General features: G+C 62.3%; 12 protein-coding genes. 5 read left to right on the forward strand and 7 right to left on the reverse strand.

Features of this window, described 5'->3' with window-relative positions; all coding sequences use genetic code 11:
• Positions 1-28 precede the first annotated feature (28 nt).
• The 6 genes from LVS58_RS18140 to LVS58_RS18165 all read right to left on the reverse strand — a co-directional run bounded on the left by LVS58_RS18140 (position 29) and on the right by LVS58_RS18165 (position 7,070).
• The gene (locus tag LVS58_RS18140) at positions 29-3,661 is read right to left on the reverse strand and encodes an ATP-binding protein (protein WP_233692183.1); all 3,633 of its coding nucleotides are present in this window, start codon (positions 3,659-3,661) and stop codon (positions 29-31) included.
• A gap of 8 nt (positions 3,662-3,669) precedes the next feature.
• Positions 3,670-4,287, reverse strand: coding sequence for a response regulator transcription factor (locus LVS58_RS18145; RefSeq protein ID WP_233692184.1), 618 nt, complete (start codon positions 4,285-4,287; stop codon positions 3,670-3,672).
• Positions 4,288-4,567: 280 nt separating this feature from the next.
• A complete protein-coding gene (locus LVS58_RS18150; RefSeq protein WP_176684422.1) occupies positions 4,568-5,899 on the reverse strand; it encodes a deoxyguanosinetriphosphate triphosphohydrolase in 1,332 nt (443 codons plus the stop codon).
• Positions 5,900-6,045: 146 nt separating this feature from the next.
• Complete coding sequence (locus LVS58_RS18155) at positions 6,046-6,375, reverse strand: hypothetical protein (RefSeq protein ID WP_233692185.1); 330 nt, start codon at positions 6,373-6,375, stop codon at positions 6,046-6,048.
• Positions 6,372-6,746: a phage holin family protein gene (locus LVS58_RS18160; protein WP_233692186.1), complete on the reverse strand. Its 375-nt coding sequence runs from the start codon at positions 6,744-6,746 to the stop codon at positions 6,372-6,374. Before LVS58_RS18160 ends, LVS58_RS18155 begins: the two co-directional genes overlap by 4 nt.
• Before the next feature lie 9 nt (positions 6,747-6,755).
• Positions 6,756-7,070, reverse strand: coding sequence for a DUF883 family protein (locus LVS58_RS18165; protein WP_233692187.1), 315 nt, complete (start codon positions 7,068-7,070; stop codon positions 6,756-6,758).
• A 312-nt stretch (positions 7,071-7,382) separates the two neighbouring features.
• Between LVS58_RS18165 and LVS58_RS18170 the strand changes: the two genes are divergently transcribed.
• The 5 genes from LVS58_RS18170 (at position 7,383) to LVS58_RS18190 (ending at position 10,750) form a co-directional block, all read left to right on the forward strand.
• Positions 7,383-8,591: an ammonium transporter gene (locus LVS58_RS18170; protein WP_233692188.1), complete on the forward strand. Its 1,209-nt coding sequence runs from the start codon at positions 7,383-7,385 to the stop codon at positions 8,589-8,591.
• A gap of 72 nt (positions 8,592-8,663) precedes the next feature.
• Positions 8,664-8,903 (forward strand): glutaredoxin family protein, encoded by a 240-nt coding sequence (locus LVS58_RS18175; protein WP_010953106.1) that lies wholly within the window; start codon positions 8,664-8,666, stop codon positions 8,901-8,903.
• Between the two features lie 108 nt (positions 8,904-9,011).
• Entirely contained in the window at positions 9,012-9,443 is a 432-nt protein-coding gene (locus LVS58_RS18180; protein ID WP_233692189.1) for a D-Ala-D-Ala carboxypeptidase family metallohydrolase, read from the forward strand.
• Between the two features lie 65 nt (positions 9,444-9,508).
• Complete coding sequence (locus LVS58_RS18185; protein ID WP_233692190.1) at positions 9,509-9,817, forward strand: transcriptional regulator; 309 nt, start codon at positions 9,509-9,511, stop codon at positions 9,815-9,817.
• Positions 9,818-9,847: 30 nt separating this feature from the next.
• Complete coding sequence (locus LVS58_RS18190; protein ID WP_233692191.1) at positions 9,848-10,750, forward strand: pseudouridine synthase; 903 nt, start codon at positions 9,848-9,850, stop codon at positions 10,748-10,750.
• A gap of 364 nt (positions 10,751-11,114) precedes the next feature.
• Here the strand turns inward: LVS58_RS18190 and LVS58_RS18195 are convergent, their stop codons facing one another.
• The gene (locus tag LVS58_RS18195) at positions 11,115-12,680 is read right to left on the reverse strand and encodes a methyl-accepting chemotaxis protein (RefSeq protein WP_233692192.1); all 1,566 of its coding nucleotides are present in this window, start codon (positions 12,678-12,680) and stop codon (positions 11,115-11,117) included.
• Positions 12,681-12,749 lie beyond the last annotated feature (69 nt).

The following is a 12,749-nucleotide window of genomic DNA, read 5'->3' on the forward strand; positions in this document are numbered from 1 at the left end:
TAGGTAATAACGCCGCGCAATATACCAGTTAACACGTCTGGTTGCCTGCCTGAGTATCTGTGCTTGTGGCCAATTCCTTGGCCAGGGCACGTTCCGCTCGGCACATATGCCGTGCCAGTGCCTGGCGCCGCAGGCGCACCTGGGCAGCGGGCAAGCCGCTGGCCTCGAGTGCCTCACAAGCCGCCATCAGGTCAGGGGCATTCAGCATGCGTGCGGCGCTGAGTACCTTGTGGGCCTGCTCGGCAATGGCGCCGCTGTCATGTTGCGGGTCAAGCGCCATCAGGCTGGCCAGATCGGCCTGAAGGCTCTGTTGCAGGGCCTCCAGGAAGCGCTGGCGATCGACCGGGTCGGGCCCGACCACGGCGGCCAGGCCGTCCAGCTGGTACACCTTGCGGCGGGGGCGTTGCTGGCGGCGCGGGCGAATGGCAGCCAGGCGTTGGCTGAGGGTGCTCAGGCTGATGGGCTTGAGCAGGCAATCGTCCATGCCGGCGGTCAGGCACTTGTGGCGTACTTCCGGCTGTGCGTTGGCGGTATAGCCGAGGATGGTGCAGCGTGGCCGCTTGCCATGGCGTTCTTCGGCGCGCACGGCAGTCGCCAGCTGGTAACCGTTCATGTGCGGCATGTTGCAGTCGAGTACCACTACATCGAAGTCGCCCGCCCGCCAGGCGGCCAGGCCTTCCCGGCCATCGCGGGCGCTGGCGTGTTCCAGGCCCAGGTAGCCAAGTTGTTGCGCCATCAGTTGCAGATTGGCCGGGTGATCATCAATGATCAGCACGTTCAGCCGTGGGTCAGGCACGTCGAGCTGCTCGGGCAACGGTGTCGGCTGCGCTGCGCCATCAACCCGTTGCAGCGGCATCTTCAGGCGCACTTGGGTACCGACGTCTTCCAGGCTCTTCATGGACAGGCTGCCGCCCATCATTTCGCACAGGTTGCGGCAGATAGCCAGGCCCAGCCCGGTACCTGCGCGGGCGCCCTGGCTGTGCGGGTTGGCCTGGATGAACGGGTTGAACAGGCGCTGCAGGTCGTCGGGGTGGATGCCGATGCCACTGTCGCGCACCTCTAGCTCCAGTACCGCTGGTGTGCTGGTACCGTCATCCAGCAGGCTGACGCTGATGCGCACCTGACCGTGCTCGGTGAACTTGATGGCATTGCTCACCAGGTTGGACAGCACCTGTTTGAAGCGCAGCGGATCGAGCAGGACATGGCAGCGTGCGGCCGGGGCGATCTGCACCTCCAGGGCCAGGCCTTTCTGCCGCGCCTGGCCATCGAAAATGCGCCCCACCGATTCGACCAGCGCCGCCAGGTCTACCACCTCCGGGGTCAGGGACAAGTGCCCGGACTCGATGCGCACGATGTCGAGAATGTCGCCGATCAGGCCTAGCAGGTCCTTGGCCGAATGGTGCGCCAGTTCCAGCGCGCTGCGGTCCACCCGGCCCTGGTCGGCACGCTTGACCGCCAGCTCCAGCATGCCGATGACGGCGTTCATCGGGGTGCGGATCTCGTGGCTGATGGTCGCCAGGAACGTGCTCTTGGCGCGGTTGGCATCGTCGGCCTGCTGTTTGGCCTGGCGCAGTTCCAGGACCAGTTGGCGGCGTTCGCTGATGTCGATCCAGCCGCCGATGATCCCCTGCACCTCACCCAGGGAGTCGCGGTACGGCAAGATCCAGTGGTAGATGGTCAGGTCCCGGCCCTTGATCCGTAGTGGGCGGTCCTTGATCAGTGGTGAGCCCGCCGCCATGACTTTCTGGTAATCAGCCTGGATCTGCCGAGCCTGCTCGGAATCGGCAAACAGGCTGTCGTTCAGCTTTCTGCCGATCACCTGATCGGAGCGGGCCTGCACGGCTTCAAGGTAGCTGTAGTTGCAACTTTTCAGGCATCCCTCGCGGTCCCGCACATACATGGGATGGGGCGTACCGTTGAGCAGGGCGCGCATGAATGCCAACTGGTCGTTCAGCGCGCGTTCGGCACGCTGGCGCTGGCGAATCTGCAGGCGCAGGCGGGCATTCCAGAGCAGGGCCAGCAACAAAAGCACGGCCGTTGCCAGTACCACCTGCAGGGCAAGGCGGCTGTAGCCTTTGGTTTTGTCATCCTCATGCCTGCCAAAGCCGCGCCAGCGGTTGTTGATTACCCCCAGCTCCTCCGGCGAGATGCTCAGCAAAGCCTTGTCGAGGATAGACAACAGCGCCGGTGACGGGGCAGTGGTGGCCATGGAGAAGTTGGCCGGTTCGCTGCCGACCGAGGTGCGGATGACCAGTTCGGGGTTGCTGGCCAAGGCGTGGTTGGCGTCGATCAGGGTGGTGATCACCGCATCGACGGCCCCGCTGTTGAGCAACGCCATGGAGTAGAACGCGCTTTCGGTTTCGACCCAGCTTATCTTTGGATAGTCGCGGGACAGCATGGCGTTCAGGGTGCTGTCCCGGGTAATGGCGATGCGATGCCCCTGCAACTGCTCCAGTGAACTCAGTGTGTCGTTGTCCTTGTGGTTGACCAGCACATAGGCGCTTTCGAGGTAGGGGCGGCTGATTTGCAGGTCGTCCCCTGCTTTCCCGGCGCTGGCAAGTGCGGCGATGACATCGGCCCGGCCATCCTTGAGGCGGGCGACCATGTCGGCAATGCCACTGGCGCGCTGCACTTCGAAACGTAACCCGGTGCGCAGGCGAATGAGTTCCAGCAGGTCGGCGGTGATGCCTCGGAAATGCCCCGAATCATCGAAATAGGACAGTGGTGCAGCCGCGTCATCGGCTGCCACGCGCATCACGGGATGCTTCTGCAGCCACTGCTGCTCGGCCGCGCTCAATTGCAGTTGGCGATCACTCAGTAGCAGGTCACTGCCGGCGCTCCAGCGTTTGAAGATACTGGAGCGTATGGCCGGGTTTTGAGTGTCCAGAATGGTGTTCACCAGGTCCAGCAGCACGGTATCTTGCTGACGCAAGGCAAAACCGAAGCCGATGGCCTCGTGTTTGCCGAAGTTGGCCATGCGCAGGCGGGGCAGATGACCACGGTTGAGCTGGTAGTGCGTGGAGATGGTGTCGCCGATGAACACGTCGGCCTGGCCGAACGCGACAGCATTCAGAGCCTGGCTGGAAGAACCGAAGGCCAGCAGCTCGGCCTTGGGGTAGGCGGTGAGTACTTCCTGTCTGGGCAGATAGTGGTAGAGCATACCCAGGCGCATGCCGGCAAGGTCCATGTCCAGCGCCCGGTTCTCGTCTTCACGCGTGACCAGTACAGGTTGGTCTACAGCATAGGGCCGCGACAGTACCAGGCCATCACTGGCCGCTTCGTAGCCATTGGCGCTGCCCAGCAGGTCGATATCACCGTGCCTGAGCGCCTCCACCGCCGCCTGCCGACTGGAAAAACGCAGCACCCTCACGGGCAACTGCAAGGCCTTGCCGATCAGGTTTGCATACTCGGCGGTCAGGCCCTGGTAGTCATTGCCGCCACCGGTGATGTCGAACGGCGGATAGTCGGGGGCCGACGTGCCCAGCACCAGTTCCTGCCGGGCTTCAAGCCATTGCCGTTGTTCGGGCGTGAGCTCGGGCTGAACGGGGTGGGCCGATGAGCGCGCCAGTAATGTAAAAGACGCGGCTTCGCGATGACCAGCCTGTGTCGCCCCGCTGAGCAGCAGCAGGGTGAGCAGCAGGCGATTGATAGCTCGGACCATGACCACGTTCAGACCAGCGCATTGCGCTTGGCCATCTCGATCAGATCGACCAGCGTATTGACTTGCAGTTTGTGCATGAGCCGCTTCTTGTAGGTACTGACAGTCTTGCTGCTGAGGAACATGCCCTTGGCAATTTCCTTGTTGCTGCGGCCTTGGGCGAAAAGTTGAAGCACCATCAGTTCTCGGTCATTTACCTGACGGAAAAGTTGCAGGTCACTGTCTGTCGTCTGGTTGTTTTTTATTGCCTGGCTGGGGAAATAGTTATAACCGGCCAGTACGGCCTTGATTGCACTGAGCAGTTCACCCAGGTCTTCCTGCTTGCAGACATAACCTGCTGCGCCCGAGTGCATGCAACGTACGGCAAACAACGCCGGGGACTGTGCAGTCAATACCAGAACCTTCAAGGGCAGGGCCATGCTCTGAAAGCGGGCAAGCACCTCCAGGCCGTCTAGCTTGGGGATGCTGATGTCGAGGATGACCAAGTCAGGGTTGCTCTCGCGGATCATCTGCATGGCGTCTACGCCATTGTCCGACTCGCCGACAATCTTGTAATTCTGGTTTTCCAGCAGCATACGGACGGCCAGGCGAATCACCGGATGGTCGTCAACGATAAATATGGAATGCATGTTCAACTTCCCTGCGGTCGATTGAGGGTGACAATGGGCACCTTATCGCAGTTGGAAGTCCTCAGACGTGCGAGGAATGGCTGTCAGGCCTATATAGGAAACGGCTTACAAGATAAAGCAAAATGGGCTACGGAATAGGTGTGCTCAACTCGCTGTCAAAGCGATTTTGGTAACTTTTCATTAGTTTTTATACGTGCCGTTTATGCGGCTCCCGTCGGTGTAGGAAGTTTCCTGCAAGCGTGGTGCAGCGCCGGCCGTACCCGGGCTGCACCGACGCGTTTCAGGTCGGGCTGGAGCGCCCGGTCATCTCCCGGGCCATTTCGCTGGCATAGCTGTCGGTCATGCCGGCGATGAAGTCGATCATGCGCAGGAAGGCGCTGTGCAACGAGGCATGAGGGTCTGGCGCATTGTTGCCGATCAGGTCCAGCACCCTGCGACTCTTGAACGATGGCGTACGTCCACCGTGCTGCTCGAGGGCCGCACCGCAGAACGTGTTCAGCAGAATCTCCAGGGTGGTGTAGGCGCCGATTTCGTGCAGGGTTTTGCGCTTGTCCTGGAAGATCTTGTTGCGTGCCATGTCCTTGGCTTGCAGTACGCAGCGTTTGGCTGGGCCGTGCATGTGTTCCACCAGGTCACCCGCCAGTTGCCCGGCCAGCAACGCCTGTTGCTGCTCGACGAAGGCGTGGGCGGCAGCGTTGGTCAGGTGTTCGATGGCCTTGCCGCGCAGGATGGCCAGTTTGCGCCGACGAGAATCGCGTGGGCCGAGCTGGCGATAGGTTTCTGGCAGGTCATCGCCGACCAGGTCAAGCAACAGCGCTTCTACTTCTGCGTATTGCAGCAGCTCCATTTCCAGGCCGTCTTCCAGGTCGATCAGCGCGTAGCAGATGTCATCGGCAGCCTCCATCAGATACACCAGTGGGTGGCGCGCCCAGCGCTGGTGTTCCAGCTGCGGCAGGCCGAGCTTGCGGGCGATCTGTTCGAGCAGGGGCAGTTCGCTCTGATAGCTGCCGAACTTGTGCTTCTTGTAGCCCAGGGCGTCGGCATGGCGGGCGCTCCAAGGGTACTTGAGGTAGGTGCCGAGGGTGGCATAGGTCAGCCGGGTCCCCCCATCGAACTGGTGGTATTCCAGTTGGGTGAGCACGCGAAAGCCCTGGGCATTGCCTTCGAAGTTGAGAAAGTCTGCCCGTTCGTCATCGCTCATGTCGTCCAGCCAGCCACGCCCGGCGGCCTGCTGGAACCAGTGGCGAATGGCGTCTTCGCCGGAATGGCCGAATGGTGGGTTGCCGATGTCGTGGGCCAGGCAGGCTGACTGCACGATCATCCCCAGGTCACTGGGGGCGCACCAGTCCGGTAGGTTGTCGCGCAGGGTCTCGCCGACGCGCATCCCCAGCGAGCGGCCGACGCAGCTGACTTCCAGCGAATGAGTCAGGCGCGTATGGATATGGTCGTTGCTCGACACCGGGTGCACCTGGGTCTTGCGGCCAAGGCGGCGGAAGGCACCGGAGAAAATGATGCGGTCATGGTCTTTGTGGAAGGGGCTGCGCCCGAGTTCATCGGCGCTGTACAGGGCTTTGCCCAGCCGTTCGCGGGTAAGCAAGGTGTGCCAGTCCAAGGCGCGGTCTCCTGTCGTTCGAAGGCAGCAGCATACCCTGCAGGAAGCGCATTGTGCTGCGAAGAAGAGACCGGCCCGTTGATGCATTTGTATCGATCGAGCGGGCCGCTTCGCAGTACAAGGCTGCTTCTGCCGGGGCGAGCAGGTCAGGGGCGGCGGCCGCCTTGCAGGTAGAGGCGTACCAGCGGCAGCAGGGTGCTGCCCAACCGTACCAGGCGCGTCAGGTTGCCGCTGCGTACGCCCTTGCCGGTGAGAAAGCCCAGCGCCACCACGGCGCCGATGCCCCACAGTGGCGCATGCTTGATACCCAGGCCTTCATGTAGCGAGCTGCCCATACCGCGCACGCGGCGCAGCGGTTCAAGCAACTGACCGGACTCATGACGGATTTCCTGGCGGTGCATCTCCATGCGCAGGCGCAGCAGGGCCTTGCGCAGTTCGCGCGGGTTATGCGTGTTTGGCAGTTCTGGCAGGCTCATGGCAACAGGCGCTCCCTGTCCTTGGCAAGTTCGTCGAGGGTGGCGCCGAAGGGCGATGATTCGTCGAACACCGCCGACTTCAGGCGTACCCCGCAATACAGTGCGGCAATGCCATAGAACACGCACAGGCCAATGATACCGGCCAGTCGATAGCTGTCCCACAGCAGCACCAGTAGCAGCCCCGACAGTGCGGTCAGCAGCAGCAGGGCGAACACCAGCGCCAGGCCGGCGAACAGCAGCAGGCTCAAGGTGCGGCCCTTCTGCTCCTGCAACTCGATACCGAACAGCTCGATGTGACTGTGCAGCAGCCCAAGCATGGCTGCGCCCAGGCGCTTGCCCGAAGCGCCGGCGCCGTTGGCGTCATTCTCCATGGGTTCCCCCTAGCGTCGGTTGGCCAGCAGGCCGATCAAAAGGCCGACGCCGGCCGCGATGCCGATTGCCCGCCACGGGTTGTCCTGCACGTACTGCTCGGCGCTGCCAAGCGCTGCCTGACCGCGTTCACGTACCGAGTCCTGGGTCAGTTGCAGGGTTTCGCGGGCCTGGGCCAGGCGCTCGTGAATCTGCTCGCGCAATTCGTCGGCCTGGTCGCCGGCCAGGTTGGCGGTGTCAGCCAGCAGCTTCTCGGTGTCGCGCACCAAGGCCTGGAAGTCAGCCATCAATATCTCTTGTGCATTCTTTGCCGATTTGCTGGCCATGGGTCTCTCCCTGTCGATCAATGTTGGTAGTTCGAGTGACAGCACGCATGGAAGGTTCAAGTGCGGCTGCTGGTATGGGCCTTGCTAAGTTTTTGCCACGTTGCGGAGCACCGATGACCGGTTTTGCGCCGATTCAGGGCGCCCGCGCAGCGAATACCGATAAACCTTAACCCAATCCACGACAAACCCAAGAAAAAACCACGCAGGCTTCACCCCGCTCACTTGAATCGGGTAGGGGCTGGCACCGATTCGGTGCAGGGATGCAGGTTCTTGAACTGTCCTGGTGCCTTTTTCAGCAGGTCTGCCTATTTCATGGAAAACATGCACAGCGCTATGGACTCTCTGGTCCACGGTTCCAACACCCTGTTCATCCTCATGGGCGCCATTCTGGTGCTGGCCATGCATGCCGGCTTCGCGTTCCTTGAAGTGGGCACGGTGCGTCACAAGAATCAGGTCAACGCCTTGTCGAAGATCCTCAGCGACTTTGCCATCTCGGCACTGGTCTACTTCTTTATAGGCTACTGGATCGCCTATGGGGTCAACTTCTTCCAGCCGGCGACAACGCTGGCTGTCGACCATGGCTATGCGCTGGTCAAGTGCTTCTTCCTGCTGACCTTTGCGGCGGCGATTCCGGCGATCATCTCCGGGGGCATTGCCGAGCGGGCGCGGTTCGTGCCGCAGTTGTGCGCCACAGCGTTGATCGTGGCATTCGTCTATCCGTTCTTCGAGGGCGTGGTGTGGAACGGCAACCTGGGCTTGCAGGCTTGGCTGCAGGCACGCTTCGGCGCACCGTTCCACGACTTCGCCGGGTCTGTGGTGGTACACGCCATGGGGGGCTGGCTGGCGCTGGCGGCGGTGCTGCTGCTGGGGGCGCGCCGTGGGCGCTACCGCGAGGGCCGATTGGTGGCGTTTGCGCCGTCGAGCATTCCCTTTCTGGCGTTGGGCTCCTGGATCCTCATCATCGGCTGGTTTGGCTTCAACGTCATGAGTGCCCAGACCTTGCAGGGCGTCAGCGGCCTGGTGGCGATCAACTCGCTGATGGCGATGGTGGGTGGCACCCTGTCGGCGTTGCTGGCCGGGCGCAACGACCCGGGTTTTCTGCATAACGGCCCGCTGGCCGGGCTGGTGGCGATTTGCGCAGGTTCCGATCTGATGCACCCGGTGGGTGCGCTCGCCACCGGCCTAGTGGCCGGAGCGCTGTTTGTCTGGACCTTCACCGCCGCGCAAAATCGCTGGAAAATCGACGACGTCCTGGGTGTGTGGCCGTTGCATGGCCTGTGTGGTGTGTGGGGTGGCATCGCCTGTGGCGTGTTCGGCCAGGTGGCGCTGGGCGGCATGGGCGGTGTCAGCCTGGCCAGCCAACTGCTGGGCAGCCTGATGGGCGTGCTGGTGGCCTTGGCCGGTGGCTTTGCCGTGTACGGAGCCATTCGTGCGCTGCATGGCCTGCGCTTGAGCCATGAGCAGGAGTTCCAGGGCGCGGACCTGTCGCTGCACCGGATCGGTGCTACCAGCCAGGATTGAGCCAGGTCAGGTGCAGGGTGGGCGTGGGGCGCCTAGAATAGGCTTCTGTGTATGCCACCCGGGACCTGCCCCATGCTGCCTGAATGTCAACTGTTCGGCACCCTCGGCTGCCACCTGTGCGAAGTGGCCGAGGCGGTGTTGATGCCTCTCGTCGATCACGGCCTGCTGGTAGAGCTGGTCGACATCGCCGAGAGTGAGCCTTTGTTCGAGCGTTATGGCCTGATCATTCCGGTGCTGCGGCGCTGTGACAACGGCGCCGAACTGCACTGGCCGTTCGATACCGAACAAGTGGTGGCCTTTCTTGGGCAATGATGGCTGCAGAGGAGTTGCAACCCTGCTCCATGATGCGTGAAGCGAGCTGATGATCCGGTGGAGGCGCACCGTCGCCGGTAACCTTCTCCATCATCGGAATAGCTCGCCATGTTCATCACTCCACATTTCACCTTCGATGAAATGACCGTTTCCCAGCTCGCCGCCCGCGAAGGGTTCGATAATGCACCGCCCCTCGAAGCCAGGGCCAACCTGCAATTGCTGTGCTGTGCGCTGGAACAGGTACGTGCATTGTTCGACGCGCCCATCATCATCAGCAGCGGGTATCGCAGTGAAAGGGTCAATCGATTGATCGGTGGCGCCTCCGGTAGCCAGCACGTTCAAGGGCTGGCGGCGGACTTCACGGTGATCGAGGTCAGCCCGCGCGAGACCGTCCGGCGAATCAGCGAAAGTGCTGTGCCCTTCGATCAGCTGATCCTTGAATTCGACAAATGGGTGCATCTGTCAGTGACGCGCGGGACGCCGCGCAGGCAGGTGCTGACCCTGCGCAAAGGCAGCGGCTACCTGGCGGGGCTGCAATGAAGCGCGTTGACGGCAGCAAGGGGATGTTCGTATGCTGTATATAAATACAGTATCGAGGTGAATCCATGCTCAATGTCGAGCAACTCAAGTACAGCGTCAACCGCATGCCCGTGGATCGGGTGGCTGACGCCGTTCTGGAACTGCGCCTCGAAGGCCTGGTAATCGGCGACTGCACGCCGTTCGGCAAAGTCCACTTCAATTCCTGCTTCGCCGAGATCGAGGCCTTGTTCCAGCGGGCCGGTTACCACCGAGGGCTGGATGTGGTGGGCTATGAAGGGTTGCTCTATGCACTCTACGACCCTGGCCGCTGGGAGCCGGTGCAGGTACTGCGCTGGTTGAAGGAACGCTGCGAGGCGATGGCCCAGGCTGGTTGAGGGGGCGGGGTTGGGCGATAATGCGCGGCCATGAACGTCTCGAGCCCAGCCATGACGCCTTTTGACCCCGCCCGCCAGCAAGCCAGTACGGTGTGCCTGCCTCCTGGTAACTGGGTGACGGTGCTCGATTGCTTGTGTGACCATTTCAAGGCCATCGACCGCGCCCAGTGGCTTGACCGCTTTGCCCGTGGCCGGGTGCTGGATGCCAAGGGGCAGGCAGTTGCCGCCGACCTGCCTTATAAGCGTGGCATGCGTTTGCATTACTTCCGCGAAGTGCAGAACGAACGGCCGATTCCGGTGCAGGAGGTGGTGCTGCATGTGGACGAGCACCTGGTGGTGGCCGATAAACCGCATTTCCTGCCGGTGACGCCGACCGGTGAATACGTCGAGCAGACCTTGTTGCGCCGCCTGATCCGACGCCTGGACAATCCGCACCTGGTGCCGTTGCACCGCATCGACCGGCACACCGCCGGGCTGGTGTTGTTTTCCGCCAACCCGCACAGCCGCAGCGCCTACCAGCGGCTGTTCCCCGAGCGGCGTATCGACAAGCGTTACCAAGCCATTGCCGCTGCCATGCCGCAGCACGCATTTCCGTTGGTGCACAAAAGCCGCCTGGTGCATGGCGAGCCCTTTTTCCGCATGCATGAGGTGGAGGGTGAGGCCAACAGTGAAACCCTGGCCGAGGTGCTGGAGAAGAACGGTGAGCGATGGCGCTATGGGCTGTCGCCCGTGACCGGCAAGACCCATCAGTTGCGTGTGCACATGGCTGCCTTGGGGGCAGGGATCAGCAATGACCCGTTCTATCCGCAATTGCTTAATGAAGAGGATGACTACGAGCGGCCGCTGAAACTGTTGGCGCAGAGCCTGCGTTTCGAGGACCCGCTGAGTGGCGAAGAGCGCTACTTCGAGAGCCGCTTGCGGTTGGACTGGTAACACAGCAAGCAGGCTTGCCCGCAAAAGGGCCGGGCCTGCTGGCCAATCTCCACCGGCTGTTCAGCGTTCCCGTCGCCACCGTATTCGCGGGTAAACCCGCTCCTACACAGATTGATGGTGGACACACCTCGGTGGTTGGACACAGGCCGTCGTAGGAGCGGGTTCACCCGCGAAAGGACCGGGCCTGCTGGCCAATCACCATTGGCTGTTCACCGTTGTCGCCGCCACCGTATTCGCGGGTAAACCCGCTCCTACACAGATTGATGGTGGACACACCTCGGTGGTTGGGCGCAGCCGTCGTAGGAGCGGGTTCACCCGCGAACACCGGCGGAGCCGGTGCCACCCCCAGCGGAAGTCGCGAGCTTTAGCGGTTGAAGCGCTCCACCAGCGAATACTGGCTTCCCGCGGTGCTGGTCAGTTCCTCGCTCAGCAGTGCCGAGTGCTGCGCCTGTTCGGCGGTCTGGTCGGCCAGTTCGGCAATGGTGCTGATGTTGCGGCTGATCTCGTCAGCCACAGCGGTCTGCTCCTCGGTTGCAGCTGCAATCTGGGTGGCCATGTCGGTGATATTGGCCACCGCTTCGCTGATGCCTACCAGCGCCTCGTCGGCCTGCATTACCCGGTCGACGCCTTCCTGTGCCTGGCGGTGGCCGGTTTCCATGGTCAGCACTGCGTTACTGGCGGTCTGTTGCAGCTTGGCGATCAGGCCGTGGATTTGCCCGGTGGATTCGGCGGTACGCTGGGCCAACTGACGCACTTCATCAGCCACTACGGCGAATCCACGGCCCATTTCACCGGCGCGCGCGGCTTCAATGGCGGCGTTCAGTGCCAGCAGGTTGGTCTGGTCGGCGATGCCCTTGATCACGTCGACCACGCCACCAATCTCGTCACTGTCTTTGGCCAGTTGCGTAACCGTCTGGCCGGTCTCGCCCACTGCCGCCGACAGACGCTCGATGGCCTCGCGGGTTTCTCCGGCAATCTGCCGGCCCTGGCTGGTCAGGCGGTTGGCTTCCTGGGTGGCATCGGCGGTGCGCTGCACATGGTTGGCCACTTCCTGAGTGGTGGCGGCCATCTGGTTTACCGCAGCGGCGACTTGCTCGGTTTCCACCCGCTGGCGCTCCAGCCCGGTAGAGCTCTTGTGCGCCAAGGCATCGGACTGGCGTGCCTGGTCGCTCAGGTGTTCGGCACTGTCTTGTAGGCGGGTCAGGCAGGTTTTCATGCGTGCGTCCTGGCTGAGCATGGCCATTTCCAGGCGCGCCTGCACGCCACGGCTGTCGGTGTACATCTGCGCGATCAGCGGGTCGGAAGTGGTTTGCTCGGCCAGGCGCAGCAGGCGCTTGAGGCCGCGCTGCTGCCAGCTCAGGCCGAGCAGGCCCAGTGGTACCGAAAGCCCAGCGGCCAAGGCAAAGCCCCAGGAATGCCCCAGCCAGTTGCCGATCAGGAAGCCCACCTGGCTGATCAGGATGAACGGCAGCCAGTCCTGCAGCACTGGCAGCCATTTGTCGCGGCGCGGCACCGCTGGCTTGCCCTGGTTGATGCGCTGGTACAGGGCCTCGGCGCGTCGGATCTGCTCGGCGGTGGGCTTGACCCGCACCGACTCGAAGCCGACAACCTGGTTGTTGTCGAAGATGGGCGTGACATAGGCGTTGACCCAGTAATGGTCGCCGGACTTGCAGCGGTTCTTGACGATACCCATCCACGGCTGGCCCTGCTTGAGGGTTTGCCACATATGGGCAAACACGGCAGGCGGTACGTCGGGGTGACGCACCAGGTTGTGTGGTGCGCCAGTCAGCTCCTCGCGGGTGAATCCACTGATTTCGATAAAGGCATCGTTGCAGTAGGTGACCACACCCTTGGCGTTGGTAGTGGAGATCAACCGCTGCTGGGCAGGGAAAGTCCGTTCTCTCTGGGTAATCGGCTGGTTGTTACGCATGGGTGATAGTCCGCAGGGCTTTCGACAGGTATCGGCAAGCCGCTGGTTTTATTGAATGGATATTTGGTT

Source organism: Pseudomonas sp. JR33AA, assembly GCF_021378985.1.
Taxonomy (GTDB): domain Bacteria; phylum Pseudomonadota; class Gammaproteobacteria; order Pseudomonadales; family Pseudomonadaceae; genus Aquipseudomonas; species Aquipseudomonas alloputida.